General features: G+C 66.2%; 28 protein-coding genes. 9 read left to right on the top strand and 19 right to left on the bottom strand.

The window, feature by feature from the left end:
• Positions 1-7: 7 nt before the first annotated feature.
• The 11 genes from SPH52_RS19390 to SPH52_RS19340 all read right to left on the bottom strand — a co-directional run bounded on the left by SPH52_RS19390 (position 8) and on the right by SPH52_RS19340 (position 8,526).
• Positions 8-454, bottom strand: coding sequence for a c-type cytochrome (locus tag SPH52_RS19390; RefSeq protein WP_411796707.1), 447 nt, complete (start codon positions 452-454; stop codon positions 8-10).
• Positions 455-687: 233 nt separating this feature from the next.
• Positions 688-1,011, bottom strand: coding sequence for a carboxymuconolactone decarboxylase family protein (locus SPH52_RS19385; RefSeq protein ID WP_411796706.1), 324 nt, complete (start codon positions 1,009-1,011; stop codon positions 688-690).
• A gap of 77 nt (positions 1,012-1,088) precedes the next feature.
• Positions 1,089-1,481: a SirB2 family protein gene (locus tag SPH52_RS19380; protein WP_411796705.1), complete on the bottom strand. Its 393-nt coding sequence runs from the start codon at positions 1,479-1,481 to the stop codon at positions 1,089-1,091.
• A 47-nt stretch (positions 1,482-1,528) separates the two neighbouring features.
• Positions 1,529-2,731: an NnrS family protein gene (locus SPH52_RS19375; RefSeq protein WP_411796704.1), complete on the bottom strand. Its 1,203-nt coding sequence runs from the start codon at positions 2,729-2,731 to the stop codon at positions 1,529-1,531.
• 114 nt (positions 2,732-2,845) lie between these two features.
• Positions 2,846-4,372 carry a cytochrome D1 domain-containing protein gene (locus SPH52_RS19370; protein WP_411796703.1) on the bottom strand — a complete coding sequence of 509 codons (1,527 nt, stop codon included), beginning with the start codon at positions 4,370-4,372 and terminating at the stop codon, positions 2,846-2,848.
• Positions 4,369-5,229: a uroporphyrinogen-III C-methyltransferase gene (gene cobA, locus SPH52_RS19365; protein WP_411796702.1), complete on the bottom strand. Its 861-nt coding sequence runs from the start codon at positions 5,227-5,229 to the stop codon at positions 4,369-4,371. Before cobA ends, SPH52_RS19370 begins: the two co-directional genes overlap by 4 nt.
• 64 nt (positions 5,230-5,293) lie before the next feature.
• Positions 5,294-6,508 (bottom strand): heme d1 biosynthesis radical SAM protein NirJ, encoded by a 1,215-nt coding sequence (gene nirJ / locus SPH52_RS19360; RefSeq protein WP_411796701.1) that lies wholly within the window; start codon positions 6,506-6,508, stop codon positions 5,294-5,296.
• Positions 6,509-6,535: 27 nt separating this feature from the next.
• The gene (locus SPH52_RS19355; RefSeq protein WP_411796700.1) at positions 6,536-7,081 is read right to left on the bottom strand and encodes an Lrp/AsnC family transcriptional regulator; all 546 of its coding nucleotides are present in this window, start codon (positions 7,079-7,081) and stop codon (positions 6,536-6,538) included.
• Positions 7,056-7,538, bottom strand: coding sequence for an Lrp/AsnC family transcriptional regulator (locus SPH52_RS19350; RefSeq protein ID WP_411796699.1), 483 nt, complete (start codon positions 7,536-7,538; stop codon positions 7,056-7,058). The genes SPH52_RS19355 and SPH52_RS19350 overlap by 26 nt, the downstream gene beginning before the upstream one ends.
• A complete protein-coding gene (locus SPH52_RS19345; protein ID WP_411796698.1) occupies positions 7,535-8,056 on the bottom strand; it encodes an AsnC family protein in 522 nt (173 codons plus the stop codon). Before SPH52_RS19345 ends, SPH52_RS19350 begins: the two co-directional genes overlap by 4 nt.
• Complete coding sequence (locus tag SPH52_RS19340; protein ID WP_411796697.1) at positions 8,053-8,526, bottom strand: AsnC family transcriptional regulator; 474 nt, start codon at positions 8,524-8,526, stop codon at positions 8,053-8,055. The genes SPH52_RS19345 and SPH52_RS19340 overlap by 4 nt, the downstream gene beginning before the upstream one ends.
• A gap of 228 nt (positions 8,527-8,754) precedes the next feature.
• Between SPH52_RS19340 and SPH52_RS19335 the strand changes: the two genes are divergently transcribed.
• The 9 genes from SPH52_RS19335 to SPH52_RS19295 all read left to right on the top strand — a co-directional run bounded on the left by SPH52_RS19335 (position 8,755) and on the right by SPH52_RS19295 (position 17,284).
• Positions 8,755-9,099, top strand: coding sequence for a c-type cytochrome (locus SPH52_RS19335; protein ID WP_411796696.1), 345 nt, complete (start codon positions 8,755-8,757; stop codon positions 9,097-9,099).
• A gap of 14 nt (positions 9,100-9,113) precedes the next feature.
• Complete coding sequence (locus SPH52_RS19330; protein ID WP_411796695.1) at positions 9,114-10,331, top strand: cytochrome D1 domain-containing protein; 1,218 nt, start codon at positions 9,114-9,116, stop codon at positions 10,329-10,331.
• A 79-nt stretch (positions 10,332-10,410) separates the two neighbouring features.
• Positions 10,411-10,974 carry a YIP1 family protein gene (locus tag SPH52_RS19325; protein ID WP_411796694.1) on the top strand — a complete coding sequence of 188 codons (564 nt, stop codon included), beginning with the start codon at positions 10,411-10,413 and terminating at the stop codon, positions 10,972-10,974.
• Between the two features lie 129 nt (positions 10,975-11,103).
• Positions 11,104-12,276 carry an NO-inducible flavohemoprotein gene (gene hmpA / locus SPH52_RS19320; RefSeq protein WP_411796693.1) on the top strand — a complete coding sequence of 391 codons (1,173 nt, stop codon included), beginning with the start codon at positions 11,104-11,106 and terminating at the stop codon, positions 12,274-12,276.
• A 141-nt stretch (positions 12,277-12,417) separates the two neighbouring features.
• Positions 12,418-13,413, top strand: a complete 996-nt coding sequence (locus SPH52_RS19315) for a peptidase U32 family protein (protein ID WP_411796692.1) — start codon at positions 12,418-12,420, stop codon at positions 13,411-13,413.
• 8 nt (positions 13,414-13,421) lie between these two features.
• A complete protein-coding gene (locus tag SPH52_RS19310) occupies positions 13,422-14,336 on the top strand; it encodes a U32 family peptidase (protein ID WP_411796691.1) in 915 nt (304 codons plus the stop codon).
• Positions 14,337-14,526: 190 nt separating this feature from the next.
• Positions 14,527-16,257, top strand: a complete 1,731-nt coding sequence (locus SPH52_RS19305; protein WP_411796690.1) for a ribonucleoside triphosphate reductase — start codon at positions 14,527-14,529, stop codon at positions 16,255-16,257.
• Between the two features lie 44 nt (positions 16,258-16,301).
• Positions 16,302-16,466 carry an anaerobic ribonucleoside-triphosphate reductase gene (gene nrdD / locus SPH52_RS19300; protein WP_066447604.1) on the top strand — a complete coding sequence of 55 codons (165 nt, stop codon included), beginning with the start codon at positions 16,302-16,304 and terminating at the stop codon, positions 16,464-16,466.
• Positions 16,467-16,534: 68 nt separating this feature from the next.
• A complete protein-coding gene (locus tag SPH52_RS19295) occupies positions 16,535-17,284 on the top strand; it encodes an anaerobic ribonucleoside-triphosphate reductase activating protein (RefSeq protein ID WP_411796689.1) in 750 nt (249 codons plus the stop codon).
• Positions 17,285-17,434: 150 nt separating this feature from the next.
• Here the strand turns inward: SPH52_RS19295 and cdd are convergent, their stop codons facing one another.
• From cdd to SPH52_RS19255, 8 genes are all read right to left on the bottom strand, one after another.
• Positions 17,435-17,839 (bottom strand): cytidine deaminase, encoded by a 405-nt coding sequence (cdd, locus tag SPH52_RS19290; RefSeq protein WP_411796688.1) that lies wholly within the window; start codon positions 17,837-17,839, stop codon positions 17,435-17,437.
• On the bottom strand, positions 17,836-18,564 hold the full coding sequence (gene deoD / locus SPH52_RS19285) for a purine-nucleoside phosphorylase (RefSeq protein ID WP_411796687.1): 729 nt from the start codon (positions 18,562-18,564) through the stop codon (positions 17,836-17,838). The genes cdd and deoD overlap by 4 nt, the downstream gene beginning before the upstream one ends.
• 10 nt (positions 18,565-18,574) lie before the next feature.
• A complete protein-coding gene (locus SPH52_RS19280) occupies positions 18,575-19,825 on the bottom strand; it encodes a phosphopentomutase (protein WP_411796686.1) in 1,251 nt (416 codons plus the stop codon).
• The gene (gene deoA, locus SPH52_RS19275; protein WP_411796685.1) at positions 19,822-21,183 is read right to left on the bottom strand and encodes a thymidine phosphorylase; all 1,362 of its coding nucleotides are present in this window, start codon (positions 21,181-21,183) and stop codon (positions 19,822-19,824) included. Before deoA ends, SPH52_RS19280 begins: the two co-directional genes overlap by 4 nt.
• Positions 21,183-21,956, bottom strand: a complete 774-nt coding sequence (gene deoC, locus SPH52_RS19270) for a deoxyribose-phosphate aldolase (RefSeq protein WP_411796684.1) — start codon at positions 21,954-21,956, stop codon at positions 21,183-21,185. The genes deoA and deoC overlap by 1 nt, the downstream gene beginning before the upstream one ends.
• Before the next feature lie 40 nt (positions 21,957-21,996).
• A complete protein-coding gene (locus SPH52_RS19265) occupies positions 21,997-23,268 on the bottom strand; it encodes a NupC/NupG family nucleoside CNT transporter (protein WP_411796683.1) in 1,272 nt (423 codons plus the stop codon).
• 215 nt (positions 23,269-23,483) lie between these two features.
• Positions 23,484-23,945 carry an adenylyltransferase/cytidyltransferase family protein gene (locus tag SPH52_RS19260; protein ID WP_411796682.1) on the bottom strand — a complete coding sequence of 154 codons (462 nt, stop codon included), beginning with the start codon at positions 23,943-23,945 and terminating at the stop codon, positions 23,484-23,486.
• 36 nt (positions 23,946-23,981) lie between these two features.
• Complete coding sequence (locus SPH52_RS19255) at positions 23,982-24,905, bottom strand: glycosyltransferase family A protein (protein ID WP_411796681.1); 924 nt, start codon at positions 24,903-24,905, stop codon at positions 23,982-23,984.
• Between the last annotated feature and the right edge of the window lies 1 nt (position 24,906).

Below are 24,906 nucleotides of genomic sequence, written 5' to 3'. Positions count from 1 at the left end.
ATGCGGATCAGCCGGCCGGATGCGGCGGCCAGCCCTGGGTGTTGATGGAATCGGTCCATTCCAGGAAATCGATCAGGGCCGCCATTTCTTCGTCGTTGATGTCGTGCGCGGGCATCTGGCGACGACCGGGTGCGCCGGTGGGCTGGGCATTCATCCACGCCTTGAGCGCCATGCGCGCGCCTTCGGGGTTGCTGTGGCCACCGAAGCGGGTCCAGACGTTGCCGATCTCGGGCGCGAAGTAGGAGCCTTCGCCGAGGATGGTGTGACAGTTGATACAGTTGTGCTCTTCCCAAACGTGCTTGCCCAGGCGAACGGAGTCCGTCAAGGGCTGGGTCGAGGTGTTGACGATGTAGAAATGGCTGTGAGCCGTCAGCGCGGCAAACAGCAGGAAGAAGAACAGCGAGCCGCCGTAGAAGATGTTACGGGCCGCCGCCTTGGTGAGGCCTTCGGTCATGGGCCTTTCCCCCTCGCTAGTGACACTTAAGGGACCTGCGACCGAAGTCGGCGAGCCCCACCCCTTAAACAAGCATTTTCAATGCATCTTAAGAGTACTGCCACGGGAAGGGGGCAGCATTGATCTTCGTCAAATCGGCGGTGATGAACGGCAGAAGCGGCGAACTAGCGGGGCTGACGCGGGGGCGGTGGAATGTCGCACGGCGGGCCGGAGCGGGCCCGCCGGTGGGAGATTCAGCGTTTCATGTCGGTGATATCTTCGATCCAGGTCAAAGCCGCCACCCCGGCCGGCAGCCCCAGCGTGGGGATCGCCAGCATGGCCACCTGCTTCAAGGCTTCGGGCTCGATGCCTTCGTCCATGGCGCGACGCATGTGGGAGTGCACCGCTCCTTCAGAACCGCCACCCACGGCCAGCGCCAGCTTGACCAGGCGTCGCGTACGGTCGTCCAGCGGGCCGGCTTCGGCGCACGCCTTGCCCAGCGAGGCGTATGCCCGCCATACCTCAGGGTAGTCGTCGGCGACCTTGCCGGCACCGGAGGGAAGATCGTGATTGGCCATACGGTTGTCCTCGTCTTGTCGTGAATGTCTCGCCAGGCTTCAGTATAGAGGCCCGGTCTGGCGAAGAAAGCGGCGCATCAAAGCGGCAGGAAGAACAAGGGATCCTTGGTCATGGCCGTGCCCATGATGTAGACGAACACCACGATGGCGGCCAGCGCCGCCAGGCCGCGGGTCATGGGCGTGCGCCCGCGCTTGATCGCCACGGTGCCGAGCAGGATGTAGCCGACCAGCCCCAGCAGCTTGGCCGCAAGCCATGGATGATGCTGCGGCCACATGGAGAGCATCGTCATCAGCGTAATGCCCAGCACCAGCAGCAGCGTGTCGTTGACGTGGGGCAGGATCCTGACCCAGCGCCGCTGCAGCAGCGTGACCTCGCGCACCGACCACCAGGCCCGCACGATGAAGAAGGTAATGCTCAATACCGCGGTGGTCATATGCAGGTGCTTGATCAATGCATAGTGTTCGATCATCGACTGGCTCCGGTTATCCCTTTCGCCCGCCTAGCCTCTTGGCCGCCTTATCCCTCTTGGCCGTCTACGCGGGCACTCAATAGCGGCAGCGTATAGTGAAACAGGAAGATGAGATAGGCGATACACCAGAAGATGATGCTCAGGTTGTAGGTCCAGTGGGTGATCTGCGGAAACATGGCGAGAATCGGCGCGCGCAGCAGGGCGGCGGCGAACATCAAGCCCAGGCCCACGCCGATACCCGGCAGGGTGCGGATCTCGCGCCCGGTGTGCCCCAGCGAGACCCGCGCCATCATCGCCAGCATCATGGCGGCAATGCCCCCGATGGCCAGGGCGTGCACGGCCAGCTCGACGCGGAAGGCCCCGAACAGCGCCATGGCCCACATCGCCAGGCCGAGCGGCACGAAGGCGTAGCTGAGGTGAAGCCCCCACAGCAGCGGCTCGCGCAGGGTGAGATGCCCTTCCCAGCGCGCCAGGCGCACCAGGCTGGCCGCTGCCGCCACCAGCATCACCGCCGCCAGCAGAACTCCTGGCACCGTCACGCCGAGCAGTGCCGCCAGCTGCAGCAGTACCACAGCAGCCATCGACAGCACGGTCACCTTCTCCAATAAGAGAATCGGGGCCGGCTGCGGCCGGCCCAGCTTGCGCGAGGTGAAGAAGGGAATCACCCGCCCACCGAGCAGCACCATCAGCACGGCGATCAGCAGCACGGCGAGGTAGGCCCCCTCACGGATCAGCGCCAGCTTGCCCTGGGTCACCCCCAGGTGCATGGCCAGGTTGGCACCGGCCAGCAGCAGCAGTACCGGCACGAACATCAGGTTGCGCCACAGTTTCGCTGCCACCACCAGGCGCGCCATGACCAGCGCGGCCAGCGGCAGGAAGGCGAGGTCAAGGGTCATCAGCAACCAGGCCGGCAGCCCCACGGGAAACGCCAACGCCAGCCGCGCCGCCAGCCACAGCGCTACCAGACCGAGCAGCGGTGCGCCGCTCACGCTCTTCTTGCCGGTCCAATTCTGCACCGCGGTGAGCAGGAAGCCGACCACCACGGCGGCACCGAAGCCGAAGATCATCTCGTGCTGGTGCCACCACATCAGCCCACCGTGGGGGCGCAGCAGGATGTCGCCGTGCCAGAACGCGAACCACACCACCATCGCCAGCACACTGAACAACGACGCCAGCAGGAAGAAGGGGCGAAATGCCAACCGCGCCAGTGGAAGGCGCGGCTGGCGGGGAGCGGGAGGTGAAGTGTTCATGGCGGCATACCCGACTTGAATGGTTGGACGAATCCAGTATGCGGGCTCACGCCGGGCGGCTTCATGACCAGTATCAAGAATGCTTCTTTTTAATGACCGCGCAGCCAATGATTGCTAGTGGCTGGTGCCTTCCTCGTACTGCGTCTTGTTCCACACGTTATATTTTCCCGAAGGCTTTCGCATCGGCATGCGGCCCAGCTCTTCCAGGGTGTTGGCGTCGAGCCACAGCAGGTAGCCGTCGTCGTCCCAGATGCTCAGCAGCAGGGTCTCGCCGCGGCGGTCGAACTCCACGTGGGCGGCGGTCTTGCCCGGCTCGGGAATCAGCGTCTCGACGATCTCCAGGGTCCGCTTGTCGATCACGTGGATACGGTCGTGGTTAGGGCCGAAGAAGACGTCCACCCAGGCGTAGGGCGAGTTCTCGTGGCTGCGCATGAAGAAGCCGGGGCCGTCGGTCTCGATCTGGGTGACCAGCGACCAGTCGCTCATGTCGAACACCGAGACCTGGCCCTTGTCGATGTGCGGAATCGCCATCACCCGGCGGCCATCCAGTTGCCAGGTGATGCCAGCACCCAGGTGCGGCATGCCCTCCAGCGGCAGGTCGGCGACCTTGACCTCCTCATCCATGTCGAACACCTGCCCGCCCTTGCCGCCGCGGGCGGCACCGACCAGGTAGCGGTACTCCATGTCGAAGAAGAAGTCGTCGAGGTAGTCCGGCGCCTCCATGCGGTGCAGGGAGAAGTCGCCGACCAGCGCCTCGTCGCCCGCGGCACGCTCCTCGGGCCAGCGGATCTCCCACACCTCGGGAATGTCGCGCAGGGCAGCGACGAAGCTGTTGCGCGGTGGCGCGGTGTAGACGGCGCTGACCCGCGAGGTCTCGCCGTTGAGGCCTTCCACCGGAATGGATGCGATCAGCTCGAGGTTGCGCGCATCGAGCAGCACCAGGGTGTGGGGCAGGTAGTTGCCGGCCAGCACGTAGTTGCCGTCGGCCGAGACCGCGATGTTGCGCATGTTGATGCCGGCACGCACCTCGGCAGTGACCTCGAGATTGTAGATGTCGTACTTGGTTACCCAGCCGTCGCGGGAGCCGAAGTAGACGTAGCGACCGTCGGGCGAGTACTTGGGCCCGCCGTGCAGCGCGTAGCGGCTGGGGAAGCGGGCGATGCGCTCGAACTTGTCACCGTCGAGCAGGCTGACGTGGTGGTCACCGATCTCCACTACCAGGAACAGGTTCTTGAGGTCCTCGACTTCGAACACCGGTGCGTCGGGCAGCGTGCCGTGGGCGTGGTTGACGATATGGCTGGCCAGTATGTCCGCGTCGGTCCAGCTCGGCTCGACCTCCGGTCGCTCGTAGATCCACTCCGCCAGGGCGGCGATTTCCGCGTCACCGAGCAGTGCGCCGTAGGCCGGCATCTGGGTAGCCGGGCGGCCGTCGCGTATCACCTCGATGGCCTCGGCGTGCTTGAGCCGCGAAAGATTGTCGGGCAGTAGCGCGGGGCCGATGCCTCCCAGGCGGCTGACACCGTGGCACACCGAGCAGTGCTGGTTGTAGAGCATGTTGGGGTCGGGCTCATCGGCCAGCGCCGGCAGGGCGGGCGCGGCCAGGCCGATTAGCGCGCCGAGCAGCAGCTTGGTGATCTTCACAGCACTGCCCTCCCCATGACCAAGGCGGGTTCGATATCGACATCGCTGCGGGACAAGCGCGTCATGCCCGGGGCCAGGGTCGCGGCCAGGCTCACCACCTCGCCCACCACGATCAGGGTCGGCGGCTTGAGCGCCTCACGCTCGATCACCTCCACCAGGTCGCCCAGGGTGGCAAACACGTTGCGCTGTTCGTTCGTGGTGCCACGCTCCACCAGGGCCACGGGATGATCCGCCGGCAGGCCGTGGCGCTGCAGTTCGCGGCTGATCAGCGCGGCATTGGCCAGGCCCATGTAGAACACCGCGGTATGGTGAGGCACCGCCAGGGCGGCCCAGTCCAGCGCCAGCTCGCCGTCTGCCTTGGCGTGGCCGGTGACGAAGGTCACGCTCTGGGCATGATCGCGGTGGGTGAGCGGGAAGCCGGCATAGCTGGAGCAGCCCGAGGCCGAGGTGATGCCCGGCACCACGCGAAAGCCGATACCGCACTCGATCAGGTACTCGGCCTCCTCGCCGCCGCGACCGAAGATGTAGGGGTCGCCGCCCTTGAGGCGCAACACGCGCTGGCCTTCTCGGGCCAGCTTGACCAGCAGGGCGTTGGTCTCCTCCTGGGGTAGCGAATGGTGGCTCGAGGCCTTGCCCACGTAGTACTGCTTCGCCTCGGGTCGGGCCAGTGCCAGTATTTCCTGGGACACCAGCCGGTCGAAGACCAGGCAGTCGGCTTGCTGCAGCAGCGACAGGGCACGCAGGGTCAACAGGCCGGGGTCGCCGGGGCCGGCGCCGACGATGGCGACCTCGCCGGGGGCCAGCGGTGCCTCGTCGAGAGCGAAGCCCAGGTGTCGCGAATGGCGATGAAGTGTCATGGTCGGCCTCTCCCCGAAGCGTCAACGGTCTTTTTCGTGTTCTCTTTTTCGTGTTCTATGGGGCCTACAGCTCGATGGCCTGGATGGCATCGTAGGCTGCCGCCACGCGACGCTGCCGGCCATGTTCGACGCCGATCTCCTCGTTGCTCAGGTAACAGCCGGGATCCTCTTCCCAGGGATCTCCCGTCACCTTCCACGCCCTCACCCGGGTATTGCCGTTGCAGATGGAGAGATAACGGCAGTCGCCGCAGCGCCCCTTGAGCGGGCGCGGACGCTGGCGGAAGCCCTGCATCAGTTCGTCCTGGCTGTCGCGCCAGATCTCGGAGAACGGCCGCCGGCGCACGTTGCCGATGTCGTGGTCCCACCAGAAGGTATCCGGATGCACCATGCCGAGGTTGTCGATGTTGGCGATGTACTCGCCCGAGGCGTTGCCGCCCCAGTGGATCAGACGCCGCTCCAGCTCCTCGGCCCGTTCGGGAAAGTGTTCGCGGGCCCACATCAGCAGGAAGGGGCCGTCGGCGTCGTTGTTGCCGGTGACGTACTCACGCTCCACGCCGCGCTCGAGCTCGGCCCGGCAGTGGTCGAACAACCGGGTCATGGCGTCACGGGTCATCTGGTACCAGGCGTCCTGCTTGCGATGGCGATGGCCGCGTCCGCCGTAGTTGAGGTGCGAGAGGTAGAACTTGTCGACGTCATGCTCGTCGATCAGTGCCAGGATGGCGTCGAGCTGCTCGTAGTTGTGCTGGGTCAGGGTGAAGCGCAGCCCCACCTTGATGCCGTGCTGCTTACATAGCTTGACGGCATGCATCGACTCGCGGAACGCCCCCTGGCGGCGGCGGAACTCGTCATGGGTGGCCTCTAGGCCGTCGATGCTGATGCCCACGTAGTCGTAGCCGCACTCGGCGATGCGCGCGATGTTGCTCTCGTTAATCAGGGTGCCGTTGGTGGAAAGCCCGGTGTAGATGCCCAGCTCCTTGGCGCGCCGGGAAATCTCGAAGATATCGGGCCGCATCAGCGGCTCGCCGCCGGAGAGGATCAGCGCCGGCACGCGGAAGCGCTTGAGGTCGTCGAGAACGGTGAAGACCTCCTCGGTGGAAAGCTCGCCCTTGAAGTCGATATCCGCCGACACCGTGTAGCAGTGCTTGCAGGTCAGGTTGCAGCGCCGGATCAGATTCCAGATCACTACCGGGCCGGGAGGCTTGGGCGGCGGTCCTCCGGTTTCGAGGCCGTGGGTTGATGGCTCGAGCAGCGACTTGACATAGCGAGTGACGCGAAACATGGAAACCTCCTCTGGCGCGAGCGAACCTCAGCGCGGCGGACCGGGTCGGCGAGCGAGCCGCAGGCCGGTCTTCTTGAGAATGCGGGAGCTGTACAGGATGCGGTGGTCGCGGCAGGCGTCGCCGAGGAGTTCGCGCAGCGACTCGGCCTGGCGTTCGACCTCGGCCTGGCTCTTGCCATGCAGCATCACGAACAGGTTGTAGGGCCATTCGGGCAGGTGTCGTGGGCGGCGGTAGCAGTGGCTCACGCCGGGGATGGCCGCCACTTCGCGCCCCAGCCGCTCTATGTGCGCATCGTCCACGTCCCATACGGTCATGCCGTTAGCCAGGTAGCCCAGGCGGTAGTGATTGGGCACCGCAGCGATACGGCGAATCACGCCGCTCGCCTGCATGCGCTGCATGCGTGTGCGCACTTCGTCGCCACTGAGTCCGAGCGGTTTGCCCACCGCTCCCCAGGGGTCCGGCACCAGTGGTAGACCCGCCTGGGTAGCCACGATGAGGGCGCGATCGAGATCGTCCAGGCCGTCCGATACGTCAGTGGCCATCGGCTTAGACGGGCAGGTGGAGACGGACATGGAATTCCTCCTGCTTGGGCATGTTGAATACCGCAAGGCCGGTGGCGGCCTCGATCGCCTCGATTACCTCACCGATGCGCTCGGGGGTCTCGGTGGCCAGCACGAACCACATGTTGAGCCGATGCTCGCGGCGGTAGTTGTGGGCCACTTCGGGGAAAGCGTTGACCGCTCCGGTAACCCGTTCGAAGTCGGCTTCCGGCACTTCCAGCGCCGCCAGGGTCAGCCCGCCGCCCAGGCGTTCGGCGTGGTACATGGGGCCGAAGCGGCTCAGCACGCCCGCTTCCAGCAGCCGCTCGAGGCGATAGAGCAGCTCCCCTTCGGAGAGCGAGAGCTCGGCCGCCACGGCGGCGTAGGGTGACTCGACCAGCGGCAAGCCATCCTGCAGGCGGTTGATGATGCGCCGGTCGGCGCCGTCCAGTTCTACCGGCTCGGGCCGGTGGGCACGCGCGACGCTCATGACTGCTCCTCGCGGGTATAGCGACCGCCGCACTGCTTGTAGGCTTTCAAGCTGAACAGCACGCGATGGGGAATAGCCTGCAACCCCAGGCGTTCGATGATCTCATCGAGCGCACCCAGCACGCGGTCGCGCCGGGTGCCGTGGATCATGCAGAACAGGTTGTAGGGCCAGTCGGGCAGGCGCCGCGGGCGGCGGTAGCAGAGCGTCACGGCAGGCTCCGCTGCCAGGCGCCGTCCCACTTCGGCCACGGTGGCGTCGGGCAGGTCCCAGACCACCATGGCGTTGGCGCGGATGCCCAGGGCACGATGCCTGACCACCAGCCCCATGCGCTTGATCAGGCCTTCGCCCTGCCAGCGCTCGACCCAGGCCAGCACCTCGCCTTCGCTCATGCCGCACTGTTCGGCCAGCGCCTGCCAGGGGCGCTCGGTCAACGGCAGGCCGTGCTCGAGCAGTGAGCGCAACCGCTGTGACGCCGGGTAGGCATGAGAGGCGATGAAAGGTGACGAAAGCGGCGTCATGTGGCCTCCAGCTCGGCCCAGGGAATCGGGAAGCCGAGGTCGATGTGGTAGCCCTCGACCATCGGCAGGCGCAGCAACGGGCGCCCCAGCTCTTCTTCCAGCGCCTCCAGCCGCGCCTCGAGCTCGATCTCGTCGGCTGCCACCATCACGAACCAGAGATTGAAGTCGTGTTCTCTTGCGTAGTTGTGGTTGACGCCAGGCGAGCGATTGATCGCAGCCGCCACTTCGTCACGCTCGGCTTCGGGCACTGCCACCGCGGCCAGCAGGCTGGCGCCGGCGCGGGCATGGTCGAACACCGGCCCCACTCGGCTCAGCACTTCTCCCTGCTGCAGGACCTGCAGCCGCTCGATCACCTGCGCTTCGCTCGCCCCCACGCGCTCGGCCATGACAGCAAAGGGTCGCTCGCAGAGCGGCAGGCCGCGCTGGTAGGCATCGATGAGGCGACGGTCGAGTGAGTCGAGTACAGCCATGGACAGTTACCGGGCAGGCCGATGGAAGCATGATCTTAAGCGGTATCTTACATGCCACATCAGTCCCGAAAGCCGCCATCGGACGTGCCGTTGACGCAAGTCAAAAGAGTCGAGCGACTTGCCAATCGCTTGATGACGGTCAAGGCAGCACCTTGCCGGGGACGGGACACTGCGGCGACGGTGCGCTCCTTGCGCGCCCCATCATTACGCTGCCGCACGAGGTGCTGCATGAAGCTGCCGGCCCTGCCAATGCTGATCTGTGCCGCCCTGGCTCTACCGGCCCTGGCGAGCGGCGACGCACTCAGCCCCCAACGCCAGGCCGAGCTGGAGACCCTGCTCTATCAGGACTGCGGCTCGTGCCACGGCATGACCCTGCGCGGCGGGCTGGGTCCGGCGCTGCCGCGTGACCGCATGGAAGGCTTCAGCGTCGAGGCGCTGGCGCACATCATCCAGCACGGTATCCCCGGCAGCGCGATGCCGGGCTGGAAGGCGCTGCTCAGCGACGCCGAGGCGCGCTGGCTGGCCGAGCATCTGCGTACCGACAACCGTCTGGAATCGCTGCAGCAGGACTGACCCGGAGATCCGCCATGCCCATTGCCCACCCTCTCAAGACACTGCTTGTCGCCGGCGCCCTGGCCCTGCTTACCACCGGTCAGGTCCTGGCCGAGACTCCGGTCTGGAACGGAGAGCTGCGCGGCACCGGCGATCTTGGCGTGGTCATCGAGCGGGCCACCGGCAGCGTGGCGCTGGTCGACACCAGTGCGAAGACGGTATTGCGCCATATCGAAGGCTTCGGCGATCTCTCCCACGCCTCGGTGAAGTTCACCCGCGATGCGCGCTATGCCTTCGTCTTCGGCCGCGACGGCGGCTTGACCAAGCTGGATCTGCTCAGCGGCGAGATCGCCGGGCGCATCATTCAGGGCGGCAACAGCATCGGCGGCGCCATCTCCCAGGACGGGCGCTTCGTGGCGGTGGGCAACTACGAGCCGGGTGGGGTGAAGGTGTTCGATACCGAGACCATGGAGCTCGTCATCGACGTGCCGGCCACCTACGAAAAACCCGATGGCAGCAGCGCCCAGGCCAAGGTGGTGGGTGTGGTCGACGTGCCGGGCAACGTCTTCGTCTTCAGCCTGTTCGAGGCCGGCGAGATCTGGACCCTGGACATGTCCACGCCCGAGCCTGAACTGACCAAGTTCCGTGACGTGGGCAGCATGCCCTACGACGCCCTGATCACCCCCAACGGCCGCTACTACATCGCCGGCCTGTTCGGCGAGGATGGCATGGCCCTGCTCGACCTGTGGTACCCGGAAAACGGCGTGCAGCGCATCCTGCCCGACTACGGCCAGGGCGAGGAGCGCTTGCCGGTGTACAAGATGCCCCATCTCGAGGGCTGGGCCATGGCCGGCAACCGGGCCTTCTTCCCTGCCGTGGGGCGCAGCGAGGTGCTGGTGGCCGATACGACCGACTGGTCGCTGACCCGGCGCATCGCGGTGCATGGCCAGCCGATCTTCGTCATGAGCCGCCCCGACGAACGCCAGGTGTGGGTCACCTTCGCCCACCCCAACAACAACAGGGTGCAGGTCATCGATACCCAGACGCTGGAAGTGATCCAGACCCTCGAGCCGGGCGAGTCGATCCTGCACAAGGAGTTCACTCCCCGCGGCGAGCACATCTGGATCTCGGCGCGCGACAGCAACCAGGTGGTGGTCTACGACACCCGAACCTTCGAGGAGCTGGCCAGGCTGCCGGCCGAGTCGCCGAGTGGGATTTTCTTCACGAACAGAGCGCATCGCATCGGGTTGTAGAAAGGGGCTCTTGACAGGCTCTCGTCTCGGCGCTAAACCAAGGAAAACTATAATATTTTCCTGACGCGAGAGCCCCTTGATGGATATCAACCATATCCTGCAACTGCCCTTCACCCATGAAGGTGGTTGGCAGCAACTGCGCCGCGAGCGCCCTTCCCTCAACGCCCTGGTCCTGCGCCTGGTACTGCCGCTGTCGCTGCTGCCTCCGGTGATGCTGCACTACGCCATTCACCGGCACGGCGACGCCCTGCTGGCGGGCCTGGCCGAGCGCCCCTGGGCGCTCATCGCCCCGGTACTGCTCAGCGCCGAGCTGATCACCTTCCTGATCATGGGCTGGCTGATCCACGGCGTGGCGAGCGCACACCGCCTGAAAATTTCCTTGCACGACGCCTATCTGCTGGCGGCCATGGTGCCGCTGCCGCTGTGGTTCTCTGCGCTGACGCTGTTCGTTGCCGACATGCTCTTCATCGTCAGCGGCGTGCTGCTGGCACTGATGATCTCCTGCGGGCTGGTCTATCACGGCCTACAGGCACTGGCCGAACGCGAGGAGGCCGACGTGATGGTGATGTCGGCGACCTATACGGTCATCGCCTTCGGCCTGATGGCCTGGGGAGTACTACTCGCTCTAGTGTGGGCACTCTAGGGCTCTGACCAACTCACTTTCTGGAAAGCCCGCGACAAGCACCGCGACAATGCGCCTCAGGCTGGCTCGGGACTAAAGATGTATTTTACATACACATTAAAAAAATCCCCCCCGACGAAGGAGAGACGCATGCTCACCCAGCAGCAGGAGCAGCTCATCGAAGCCACCGCCCCGGTGGTCGCAGAACATCTCGACACCATCACGCAGCGCTTCTATCCGCTGATGTTCGCGCGCTATCCCGGCGTGGCCTCGCTGTTCAACGCCGCCCACCAGCAGAGCGGCGCGCAGCAGCGTGCCCTGGCCGGTGCCGTGCTGGCCTACGTGCAGCTGCGCCAGAACCCCGCCAGAGCGCGGGAAGTGCTTGGCATCGTGGTCGAGAAACACGTGTCGCTGGGCATCCAGCCCGACCAGTACCCCATCGTCGGCGAGTGCCTGATGGCCGCCATCGGCGAAGTACTGGGCGATGCCCTCACGCCTGAAATCGCGGATGCCTGGGGCTCGCTCTATGACGAGCTGGCCGGCCTGCTGATCGAACTCGAAGAGCGGCGTTACCGCGACTTCGCCCGGCAGCCCGGTGGCTGGCGCGGCCTGCGTCGTTTTCGCATCGCCGCGACCCGCCAGGAGAGCGCGGTGATACGCTCCTTCGTACTGGAACCAGAGGATGGCGGCCCCGTCGCCGAACATCAGCCCGGCCAGTACATTGGCGTACGTCTCACCGTCGAGGGCGAGCCGGTCTATCGTCACTACAGCCTTTCCGACATACCCAATGGCCGCAGCTACCGGATCTCGATCAAGCGCGAGGCCGAAGGTCGTGTCAGCCGTCATTTCCATGACGTCCTGGCGGTAGGAGATGGCGTGGAGCTGCTGCCCCCGGCCGGGGAGCTGGTCCTCGCAGAGGGTGACGAACCGCTGCTGCTGGCCAGCGGCGGCGTGGGGCAGACGCCGATGCTGCCGCTGGCCAAGCAGGCGCTGTCCCAAGGACGCCAAGTGGTCTACCTGCATGCCGCCCTGGACGCCGAGCACCACGCCTTTCGTGACGACATCGCCGCGCTGGAGCGACAACATCCGAACCGGCTCACGAGCGTATCGGTTCACGAGCGAGGCAGCACCGCCGACCATATCGGACGTATCGACCGCGAGCTCCTCGCACGCTATCTGCCTGTGGGCTCGCCACGCTGCTATTTCGTCGGCCCGCAGGGCTTCATGAGTGCCATCAACCAGGCGCTGGCGGAACTGGGCGTCGACGAAGGCCGTCGTCATTTCGAGCACTTCGGCCCGTCGCACCCTCTCGTCGCTGCCTGACGATGCCTTGGCGCCCTGGTTGTCCAGGGCGCCAAGGCTTGCATTCGCCGCCCAATTCGCCTCGCCATGACCCTCATCAAAAGCCGCTCTCCCGTAGTCGACTAGCATGGTCGGGTTTACCCAGACTGCGAGGAGAGCGACATGGAGCTCGTCTGCCCGGCCGGCAACCTGCCGGCCCTGAAGCGGGCGGTGGATGAAGGCGCCGATGCCGTCTACTTCGGCTTCCAGAATGCCACCAATGCCCGGCAGTTCGCCGGCCTCAACTTCACCGACAAGCGCGCCCGCGAAGGCATCGACTACGCCCATGCCCGCGGCAAGCGGGTATTCTGCGCCATCAACACCTATCCGCAACCCGACGGCTGGGCCCAGTGGACCCACGCCGTGGACAAGGCCGCCGAGCTCGGCGTCGACGCCCTGATCATGGCCGACATGGGCCTGCTCGACTACGCCGCCCGGCGCTACCCGGACCTCGCCCGCCACCTCTCGGTGCAGGGCTCGGCCACCAGCCACGAGGCCCTGCGCTTCTACCACGACCAGTTCGGCATCAAGCGCGCCGTGCTGCCGCGGGTGCTCTCCATCACCCAGGTTCGCGATCTGGCCAAGCAGAGCCCGGTGGAACTCGAAGTGTTCGCCTTCGGCAGCCTGTGCATCATGGCCGAGGGGCGCTGCTACCTGTCGTCGTACCTCACTGGCGAGTCGCCCAACACCCGCGGCGTCTGCTCGCCGGCGGCCCATGTGCGCTGGGAGGAGACGCCCCAAGGACTGGAGTCGCGCTTGAACGGCGTGCTGATCGACAGATACGGCGACGACGAGCGGGCCGGCTACCCGACCCTGTGCAAGGGACGCTTCGAGGTCGGCGGCGAGACTTACCACGCCATCGAGGAGCCCACCAGCCTCAACACCCTGGAACTGCTGCCGGAGCTGCGCGAGCTGGGCATCAGCGCGGTGAAGATCGAGGGTCGTCAGCGCAGCCCGGCCTACGTATCGAAGGTGGCCAGCATCTGGCGCCAGGCACTGGACCGCCTGGAGCGAGCGCCGGAGCGCTTCCACCCCGACCCCGCCTGGATGGCCGGCCTCGGCGAGGTCTCCGAGGGCGCCACCACCACCCTGGGCGCCTACGAACGCCGCTGGAAATAGGAGGTTTCATGTCATCCGATTCCCTGCAGCTCGCCCTGGGCCCGGTGCTGTTCTACTGGACCCGCGAGCGCTACGCCGACTTCTATCGCGAAGCCGCCGGCTGGCCGGTGGAGATCGTCACCTTGGGCGAGTCCGTCTGCTCGCGCCGCCGCGACATGAAGCTCGACGACTGGCTCGGCATCGGCCGAGAGCTGACCCAGAGCGGCAAGCAGGTAGTGCTGGCGAGCCAGACGCTGATCGAGTCAGAAGCCGACCTGCGCGACCTGCGCAAGCTGTGCGACAACGGCGAATTCACTATCGAGGCCAACGACCAGAGCGCCCTGCAGCGCCTGGCTGCCGCCCGCCTGCCCTTCGTCGCCGGCGCCGCACTGAACCTCTACAACCCCGCTTCCATCGGCGTGATGGCCCGCGCCGGCATGCGCCGCTGGCAGGCGCCGGTAGAGATGTCGCGCAGCGATCTCACCCGGCTACTCGCCGACAGCAAAGCCGAAGGGCTCGACCAGCCCTGCGAGGTGTTCGCCTACGGCCACCTGCCACTGGCCTGGTCGTCGCGCTGCTTCACCGCCCGGCGCCACCAGAAGCCCAAGGATCGCTGCATGTTCGTGTGCCAGAAGTATCCCGAGGGCCTGGCGCTGCGTTCCCAGGAATCCAAGGAAGTGTTCACCCTCAACGGCATTCAGACGCTTTCCGGCGCCTGCCAGGACCTGCGCCACGAGGTCAGCGACATGGCCGCAATGGGCGTAGCCGTGGCGCGCCTGAGCCCCCGCGCCGAGGGCATGGCCGAGGTGGTCGCCGCCTTCGACGCCGCACGCCGCGGCGAGCTGCCCGCCGCCGACCCACTGGCCCTGGTAGACGCCGAGGTATGCGACGGTTACTGGTTCGGCCGACCGGGTATGGACAACAGCCGGCTGCCCGCCGGCTGAGCCGCCCGCGATGAGCGCCTTTGCGGCCGTGTTCGAGCCCCGCCAATCGGCGGGGTTCATCGTTCCCCACGGATCCAACTGGCCTTTTTCTGACTTGGATCATGTTCTCCCGCTGCCGAAGGCACTAGCCTTCACACACCATATGTTGTGTATAGAAACACCAAACGGCAGCACATATAGGGAGATTACGGTGAACGCCCCCACAAGCCAGGCCGGCCCGCGCCGCATCGACGTCGCCTCGACCGTCAACGAGTACCTCGAACGCGCCGATTGGCGCGTGCACGCCAACGCCAACCAGGGCTACTCCCTGGGCGGGCTGATCCTCAACGTCTCGGGCAAGCTGATCGCCAACTACTGGCTCGACGAGGTCTACCCGGCCGAGGTCGGCGCCGCCCACCGTGAGGGCGACCTGCACATCCACGATCTCGACATGCTGTGCGGCTACTGCGCCGGCTGGTCGCTGCGCCAGTTGCTGATCGAGGGCTTCAACGGCGTGCCCGGGCGCGCCGAGAGCGCACCGCCGCGCCACCTCTCCAGCGCGCTTGGGCAGATGGTCAACTTCCTCGGCACGCTACAGAACGAGTGGGCCGGCGCCCAGGCCTTCAGCTCCTTCGATACCTATCTCGCCCCCTACGTGCGCAAGGACGGCCTCGACTTTGCCGCGGTGAAGCAGGCGATCCAGGAGTTCATCTACAACCTCAACGTGCCGTCGCGCTGGGGCAGCCAGACGCCCTTCACCAATCTCACCTTTGACTGGGTGTGCCCGGCGGACCTGCGCGACCAGGTGCCGATCGTCGGCGGTGAGGAGCAGCCCTTCACCTATGGCGAGCTGCAGGCGGAGATGGACCTGCTCAACCGTGCCTACCTGGAGGTGATGGAGGCCGGCGACCGCCAGGGACGGGTGTTCACCTTCCCCATCCCCACCTACAACATCACCCCGGATTTCGACTGGGAGAGCGACAACGCCGAGCGGCTGTTCGCACTGACCGCCAAGTACGGCCTGCCCTACTTCCAGAACTTCCTCAACTCCGACCTGGAGCCGCACATGGTGCGCTCCATGTGCTGCCGCCTGCAGCTCGACCTCTCCGAGCTGCTCAAGCGCGGCAACGGCCTGTTCGGCAGCGCCGAGCAGACCGGCTCGCTGGGCGTGGTGACGCTCAACTGCGCGCGGCTGGGCTACCGCTTCGCCGGCGACCGGGCGGGCCTGTTCACCGAGCTCGACCGCCTGCTGGCGCTGGGCCGCAACAGCCTGGAGCTCAAGCGCGAGCGCATCCAGCAGTGGATGGACGAAGGGCTCTACCCCTATACCCAGCGCTACCTGGGCACCCTGCGCAACCACTTCTCCACCCTGGGCGTGAACGGGCTCAACGAGATGGTGCGCAACTTCTGCGACGACCGCTATGACATCACCGTCCCCGAAGGGCGCCAGCTAGCCCTGGAGGTGCTCGACCACGTGCGCGCCAGGATGCAGGAATTCCAGGCCGAGACCGGCCACCTCTATAACCTGGAGGCGACCCCGGCGGAGGGCACCACCTATCGCTTCGCCCGCGCCGACGCCGAGCGCTTCCCCGGCATTCTGCAGGCGGGGGCGCCAGAGGCGCCCTACTACACCAACTCGAGCCAGCTGCCGGTGGGGCATACCGACGACCCCTTCGAGGCGCTTATCCACCAGGACCCGCTGCAGACCCGCTACACCGGCGGCACCGTGCTGCACCTCTACATGCGCGAGCGGCTCTCCAGCGCCACCGCCTGCCGCAAGCTGGTGCACACCGCGCTGTCGCGCTTCCGCCTGCCCTACATCACCGTGACGCCGACCTTCTCGATCTGCCCGGTACACGGCTACCTGGCCGGCGAACACGAGTTCTGCCCCAAGTGCGACGAAGCACTGCTGGCAAGACGCGCCGCGGCCGTACCGGCCTGAGCGTTTTTAACCGCTGTCATCAACCCTTTGGAAGGAGCCAAACCATGACGAACATCGATACCCTGCCCACCGAGCAACGCCAGCGCTGCGAGGTATGGACCCGCGTGATGGGCTACCACCGCCCGGTCAGCCAGTTCAACGTCGGCAAGCGTTCCGAGCACCGCGAGCGCCGTCACTTCACCGAACGGGCCGCCGCCCTGACGCCCTGACATTCGACCGACTGAGCGGCCGGGCCCTGCGCCCGGCATGAGCCCTCAGTTGGGTAAGGAGCTTCTCGATGATCGCCACCGACCTCGACCCGTCCTCACACCAGCCTCTCGACGGCATTCGCCTGCCCATCGCCGGCATGACCCAGATGACAACGCTGGACTATCCGGATCACCTGGCCTGCGTGGTATTCCTGCAGGGCTGCCCGCTGCGCTGCGGCTACTGCCACAATGGGCACATGATGCCACCGCGCCGCGGCGACGAGAGTGAATGGCAGGCGGTACGAGAGTTTCTCGAGGAGCGAAGAGGGCTGCTTGAGGCGGTGGTGTTCAGCGGCGGCGAGCCGACCCTGCACAATGCGCTGCCGACGGCAGTCCGCGAGGTGAAGGCGATGGGCTTCAAGGTCGGCTTGCACACCGCCGGCCCCTACCCGGCGCGGCTCTCGCGGCTGCTGCCGTGGCTCGACTGGGTGGGGCTCGACGTGAAAGGACGCGGGGGCGACTTCGACCGTATCTGCGGGCGCCCCGGCATCTGGCAGCGCAATAGCCAGAGCCTGATGGCGCTGCTCGACAGCGGTGTGGCCTTCGAGTGCCGCACCACCGTGCACTGGCGCGATTTCGACTTGGCCGACGTGGAGCGCCTGGCGCTGACCCTGGCCGACTGCGGCGTGCGCCATTACGCCATCCAGGTGGCCCGCACCCGCCAGTGCCTCGATCCGGCCTACTGCCAGCCGGTGGAGAACGCCCCGCCGCGGGCCATGCTCGCCGGCCTGGTCAGGCGCCTGAGGCCGTATTTCGAACGCATCGAGCTGCGCGAGTAAGGAAACACCGTACAAATGCCTGCGCGAGCGAATCGCTGCGTTGCGCGGTGCGCGGAATCCTCACATATACCCCATATGCTCCGGTTCCTGTGCTCCGGGCGCCTTGCGCTTCATCTCGCTCGTCGATTTGTTCAGTGCTTCCTTAGGCTTTCAAAGACCCAGATTCTCCGGCCCGAAGGCATCGGGCAGGAGCTGTTCCATGGTGTAGCGCTTGAGCAGCCGGCCCTCGGCGTCGACCACATGGATGCGTGTCGCGGCGTCGGCGAACTCGCGGATGCGCTGGCGGCAGTCGCCGCAGGGCGAACACAGGTGCTCGCCGGGGCCGATCACGTAGACGTGACGCAGTCGCCGCTCGCCGGCGCTGACCATGGCGGCGATAGCCGAGGCTTCCGCGCACAGTCCCTTGTAGTGGGCCACTTCCACATTGGCGCCGTAGAAGCGCGCGCCGCTCTCGCTCTCCACCATGGCGCCCACCGGATGCTGCGAATAGGGCGCATAGGCGTTACCGCGCACCGCGATCAATGCGCCAACGATCGCCGCGTCGATGTCGCTCATACCGCCCCCGCCGCGTCGTCACGCAGTACCGCTTCGAGGGCCACCTCGACCATCTCGTTGAAGCTACGCTCGCGGGCTTCGCTGGGCAGCGACTCGCCCTTGAGAATATGGTCCGACACGGTGCAGATGGTCATCGCCCGAGCGCCGAACTCCGCCGCCACGCCGTAGAGCCCCGCCGCTTCCATCTCCACGCCGACGATGCCGTAGCGCTTCATCAGCTCGAAAAGCTCGGGCTGCGGGTTGTAGAACAGATCCGCCGAGAACAGGTTGCCCACCTTCACCGCCACGCCCTGGGCTGCGGCGGCATCCACTGCATGGCGGGTCAGCTCGAAGTCGGCGATGGCGGCGAAGTCGTGACCCATGAAGCGAGTGCGGTTGACCGCCGAATCGGTGCTCGCGCCGAGGCCGACAACCACGTCGCGCACCGCCACGTCGTCGCGCACCGCGCCGCAGGAGCCGACCCGGATCAAACGCTTCACGCCATAGTCGGTGATCAGCTCCTTGGCGTAGATGGAAACCGACGGAATGCCCATGCCGTGTCCCATCACCGAGATCTCGCGACCGCGATAGCGGCCGGTGAAGCCGAGCATGTTGCGCACGCTGTTCACCTCGCGGGCATCCTCGAGGAAGGTCTCGGCGATGTGCTTGGCGCGCAGCGGATCGCCGGGCATCAGCACGGTGTCGGCGAAGATGCCGCGTTCGCCCTGGATATGGGGAGTCGCCATGTCGAGGCTCCTAGGCAGCGAGAGGGTCGTTGGGGAGTGGCTTGGAAATAAAACTCGTGCCGTCGGCCATGGGCGCAAGCCCCAGATGCACCGCCAGGCTCTGGCCGATGTCGGCGAAGGTGTCGCGTGCACCCAGCGAGCCGGGCGGGAGCCCCGCGCCCAGCGCCAGCACCGGTACCCTTTCGCGGGTGTGGTCGGTGCCGTGCCAGGTAGGGTCGCAGCCATGGTCGGCGGTAATTACCAGCAGGTCGTCGTCGCGCAGCTTGGCCAGCAGCTCGGGCAGCCGCGCATCGAAAGCTTCGAGGGCTGAGGCGTAGCCGGCCACGTCACGGCGGTGGCCGTAGAGAGTGTCGAAGTCGACGAAGTTGGTCATCACCAGCGAGCGCTCGCCGGCCTCATCCAGGGCAGCCAGGGTGGCGTCCATCAGCGCGTCGTGACCGCTGGCCTTGATCGTTCGAGTAATGCCGCAGTGGGCATAGATATCGGCGATCTTGCCGATGGCGATCACCTCGCCGCCCTCGCTCTCGAGCTTCTGCAACACCGTGGGTGCGGGCGGCTCGACGCTGTAATCGCGGCGATTGGCGGTGCGGGCGAAGTCATCTGCGCCCTGTCCGACGAAGGGCCGCGCGATCACCCGACCGATATTGTAGGGCTCGAGCAGTCGCCGGGCGGTCTCGCACAGGGCGTAGAGCCGCTCGAGGCCGAAGGCTTCCTCGTGGGCAGCGATCTGGAACACCGAGTCGCCCGAGGTATAGACGATGGGCTTACCGCTGGCCACGTGCTCCTCGCCGAGCCGGGCGATGATCTCGGTGCCCGAGGCGTGGCAGTTGCCCAGCACGCCGGGCAACTCACCCTCGCGGATCAGCGCTGCTAGCAGCTCGGGCGGAAAGCTCTCCTCGCGGTCGAGGAAGTAGCCCCAGTCGAAACGTACCGGCACGCCGGCGATCTCCCAGTGACCCGAGGGGGTGTCCTTGCCCGAGGAGATCTCGCGGGCGTGGCCGTAGGCGCCGACCACTTCGGCCGGCAGCTCGACGCCCTCGGCCCAGGCGCCGGTGCTCTCGCGGTGGGCGTGGAACAGCCCCAGCCGGCCCAGGTTGGGCAGCGCGAGGGGGCCCTTGCGACCGGCACCGTCGCACTGCCCGCGGGCACAGGCGCCGGCAATATGGCCCAGGGTGTCGGCTCCGGCGTCGCCGAAGTTCACCGCATCCGGCGCCCCACCGATGCCGAAGGAGTCGAGTACTAGTACGATGGCGCGATTCATGGCGCCTCCCGACGGATCACGTCCTGAATGAGTGTAGGCAATCTGACGTCACCGGCGGCGACGTCGTTCACTTCGATGGCGGCAAGCAGCTGCATGGCGGCACGCTCGGCGTCGGCTTCGCTTCGAGCATGCACCCAGGCCAGCGGGCGCTCGCCGTCGACCGTCTCGCCGAGGGCGGCGATGCCGGTCAGCCCGACGGCATGATCGATGGCGTCATTTGGTGCACGGCGCCCCCCGCCCAGCGCAACTATGGCGAGGCCCACGGCACGGGTGTCCATGCGCGTGACCCGCCCGCTGCGCTCGGCATGCACGGGGCGCACGATGGGGGCCTGGGGCAGGTGGCGGTCGTGGCGCTCGAGTAGGTCGGCGGGGCCGCCCAGGCCCGTCACCATTCGCGCGAAGCGCTCAGCGGCGGCGCCGCTGGCAAGCCGGTCGTCCAACAGGGCCATGGCTGCATCACGGCTCTCAACCAGCCGGCCGGCCAACAGCAGCTCGGCGGCGAGTTCGCGGGTCACCTCAAGCAGGCGGCCGCCCCGCTTTTTGCCGATGAGCAGGTCAATGGCCTCGCGCACTTCGACGGCGTTGCCGGCGCAGGGCGCCAGCGGCTGGCTCATGTCGGTGAGCAACGCGGTGGTGGGCGTACCGGCACGGCTCGCCACCTCGGCGATAGTACTCGCCAGTTCGAACGAGGCCTCATGGGTGGGCATAAAGGCGCCGCTGCCGCTCTTGACGTCCATTACCAGGGCGTCGAGGCCGCAGGCGAGCTTCTTGCCCAGTATCGAGCTGACGATCAGCGGCAGCGACTCTACCGTGGCGGTGACATCGCGGATGGCATAGAGCCGCCGGTCGGCCGGCGCCAGCTCGGCGGTCTGGCCGACGATAGCCACGCCTGCCTCCTTGACCAGGCGACGAAAGCGCTCCCGCGAGGGCGCGATGTCGTAGCCGGGAATCGCCTCGAGCTTGTCCAGGGTGCCGCCGGTGTGGCCCAGGCCGCGGCCGGAGACCATCGGCACAAAACCGCCGCAGGCGGCGATCCACGGCCCCAGCACCAGCGAGACGAGATCGCCCACGCCGCCGGTGGAGTGCTTGTCCAGCACCGGCCCCGGCAGGTCCAGATCATGGCCCAAGCCGCGCCACGCCAGCACCTCGCCGGAGTCGCGCACCGCCTCGGTCAGCGCCACCGTCTCGGCGGCATTCATGCCGTTGAGAAAGATCGCCATGGCCAGCGCCCCCACCTGGGCGTCGGAGAGGCTGCCGTCGCTGATGCCACCCACCAGCTCACGGATCGCCTCGGGCGAGAGCGCCTCGCCGTCGCGCTTGGCGCGGATCAGCTCCTGTGGCAGTGCTCGTGCCGGCATCAGTAGCCCTCCGTCGAGCCCTTGTCTTCCCCGACACCGAGGGTCTCGAGCAGGCTGCCGAGCAGGCCCGAGGCACCGAAGCGGAAGTGCGCCGGCGTGATCCAATCCGCTCCCATCACCTGCTCGGCAAGCTGCAGGTAGGCGGCGGCGTCCTCGGCGGTGCGCACGCCGCCGGCGGCCTTGAAGCCCACGTCGCGCCCGCTCGCCTTGATCGCGGTGAGCAGGACCTTGGCGGCCTCCAGGGTGGCGTTGACCTTCACCTTGCCGGTGGAGGTCTTGAGGAAATCAGCGCCGCCGTCGATGGCGAGCATGCCGGCACGGTCGATCAGCCCGGCGCCCTTGAGTTCACCTGTCTCGAGGATCACCTTGAGCACGGCGTCGCCGCACTCGCGCTTGCAGGCGGCAACCAGCTCTTGGCCGACCTCGGCGTCGCCCGCCATCAGCGCACGATAGGGAAACACCACGTCGACCTCGTCGGCCCCCGCGGCGATGGCCGCACGGGTCTCGGCCGCAGCGCGTTCGATGTCGGCCTCGCCGTGGGGGAAGTTGGTCACCGTAGCGACCTTCACCTTGCCGGCCAGGCCCTGCCCGGCCAGCGCCTCACGGGCGGTTTCGATGAAAGCGGGGTAGATGCACACCGCCGCAGGATGACCCGCTGGCGTATTAGCACGACCGCACAGTTCGCGAATGACGGCGTCGCTGTCGTCGTCGTTGAGGCTGGTGAGGTCCATCAGCGCCAGGGCCTGGCGTGCGGCCTGCTGTAGATCGGTCATGGTATTACCTGTGGAATCAAGAAGTCGTTGGCAGCAGCCATCAGATCACCCCGCCCAGAGCGAGGAAGAAGCCGGCGATCGCCGCCGACATCAGGTTGGAGAGGGTGCCGGCCAGCACCGCCTTGACGCCGAAGCGAGCAATATCGTGGCGCCGGCTGGGAGCGATGCTGCCCAGGCCGCCAAGCAGGATGGCGATGGAAGACAAGTTGGCGAAACCGCACAGGGCGAAGGAGAGGATCGCCACGGTATGCCCGCTCATGACTTGGCCGGTATTCGCTACCAGCGAATCGCCGTCGATGTAGGGTGCCAGGTTGATGTAGGCGACGAACTCGTTGACCACCAGCTTCTGGCCGATGAAGGAGCCGGCCAAGGTGGCCTCCGCCCAGGGCACGCCGAGCACGAAGGCGAGCGGTGCGAACAGCCAGCCCAGGATCAGCTCCAGGCTCAGCTCTTCGACGCCGACCCAGCCACCCACACCGCCGAGCATGCCGTTGATCAGCGCGATCAGGCCGATGAAGGCGAGCAGCATGGCGCCGACGTTGGCCGCCAGGCGCAGCCCCGAGGTGGCCCCGGTCGCCGCCGCATCGAGGATGTTGACTGGCCTGTCCTCCTCCTCGATGACCTGGTTGGCCTCCTCGGTGTCATCCACCGGCTGCTGGGTCTCGGGCATGATCAGCTTGGCGAACAACAGCCCGCCGGGGGCCGCCATGAACGAGGCCGCCACCAGGTACTCCATGGGGATGCCCAACGCCGCGTAGCCGGCCAGCACCGAGCCCGCCACCGAGGCCAGCCCGCCGCACATCACCGCGAACAGCTGCGAAGGAGTCATGCGGGCGATGAAGGGGCGCACCACCAGCGGCGCCTCGGTCTGGCCGACGAAGATGTTGGCGGTGGCCGAGAGCGATTCGGTACGTGAGGTACCCAGTGCCTTCTGCAGCGCCCCGCCGAGGATTCGGATCACCCACTGCATGATGCCGATGTAGTAGAGCACGGCGATCAGCGAGGAGAAAAAGATGATGACCGGCAATACCTTGATGGCAAAGACGAAACCGACATTGCCGGTATCGGCCAGCCCACCGAAGAGGAAGTCGATACCGTCGTTGGCGTACATCACCACTTGGCTGACGCCGGCGGAAATGGTCTGCAGCACCGCCTGGCCGAACGGCACGTAGAGGACGAAGGCGCCAATGCCGGCCTGGATGGCGAAGGCACCGCCCACGGTTCGCAGGCGAATGTCACGCCGGCTGCTAGAAAAAACGAGAGCGATGGCGATCAGCGTCGCCATGCCGACCAGGCTCATGATGGCGGTCATGGTTCCTTCCTTTCGTGCCGGCGGCGGTATGCCAGGATCCACCGCATCTGGTTGTCGTGATGTCAGCGCAGTGGGAAGGCTGCACGAATGTGAAAAATATAACATTCAGTGTAAGACTTCCAACATCTCAACGCCTGAAACGAAAAAACCGCTACGCACAGGGTAGCGGTTTTGTCAGATGGGGCACTTACCGGCCGGCGGCCGCAGAATCGGAGTCAGCCGAAGTCCTTGCGCAGCGCCTCGAGAACGTCGAAGGCACGCAGCAGATCCTCTCGGGATACGCTGCAGAAGCGATTCAGGGAGCGCTTGAGGTCGGTAGTCGAGACGCCCTCGGTACGTGTCAGATAGACCACCTCGCAATAGGGTGACAGGAAGTCGAAATGGCCCTGCCAATCGTCGCCGATAGCAAAGGTGCTCACCCCATAGCGCTGGACGTCCTCGACTTTCTGTTCCCAGCGCGTCTCGGGGATGACTTCGCTCACGTAGCGAATGGAGCGAACGATTTCGGCACGCTGCTCGAAGGGGATCAGGGTTCTCTTGCCCTTGCCGGCATTGAACTCGTCGGTCGAGACCGCCACGATCAGGCGATCGCCCATTTCAGACAGACGGCGCAACAGGTTGAGGTGGCCGATATGAAACATGTCGAAGGTGCCGTAGGTGATCACGGTGCCACTCATGGTATCGCTCCTCTAGAAATCACACGGCTGGCCGGGTCACGACTTCCACCAACCGCGCATGCGTTCGAAACAGGGTTGCGGCATCAACAGCATGAGGACCTGCAGCCACTGCCGCGGGCGCATGCCAACCAGCGTCAGCGAGGCCAGGTCCGCCCTCACCGGTTTCCCCAACCGCTTCTTCTTGACTGCCCAGCAGAGCACCTTACGGTTGACCGCCGCCTGGAGGTAATGAGACTCATACCACGACAGTCGCCCGGCGAATTCGGCTAGCAGATCGACACTGGGGTGAACGCGGTCCAGGCCGTTCTTGCCTCCCCCAGTGCCGTTGCTCTCGATCAGCCAAAGGCTGGTCACGGTATCGTCGTAGTGGATCGCCTCGAGAGCGCAAAGCGCCTTGAGCCAGAAATAGACATCGCCTCCATGCCGGTAGCGGCCGGCAGGGAAGCCCCCCAGCGCAAGGAAGCGCCCACGACGAATGCAGACGCCATTCATGTTGATGAAGTCGCAGTAGGAGAACGCCTCCAGCGCCTCACGGCGTGCCAATACCCCGGTGGGAATGCTCTCCGTCCTGGGCTGGCGTTGATGCCCCTCCATCTTCTGAAAGGCATTGACGAACAGTTCAATATCGGGGTGCCTGGCGATAGCCTCGGCAAAGCGGGACAGGTGATCGAAGAGCAGGATATCCTCGGCATCGAAAAAGACCAGCCAGGATGCCTTGGCTTCTTCGGCCCCGAGATTACGCGCCGCCTGGCCACCCGGACCGGGCTCGTCACGCTGCAAGAGACGCAGCCGTCCTTTCCTGGCATGCTGTTCGAGAAGTTCGTAGGAGCCGTCGGTGGAACCGTCGTCCACGGCGATGACTTCGAAGTCCCGAAACGTCTGCTGGAAGAGGCTGGAGAGCGAGGCTGCCAGCGTCGCTACCTTGTTATAGACAGGTATCACGACCGAGAAGAATGGCATT

This window comes from Halomonas sp. A29 (genome assembly GCF_046723295.1).
Taxonomy (GTDB): Bacteria; Pseudomonadota; Gammaproteobacteria; order Pseudomonadales; family Halomonadaceae; genus Halomonas.
This window is presented reverse-complemented; position numbering and strand designations above follow the sequence as displayed.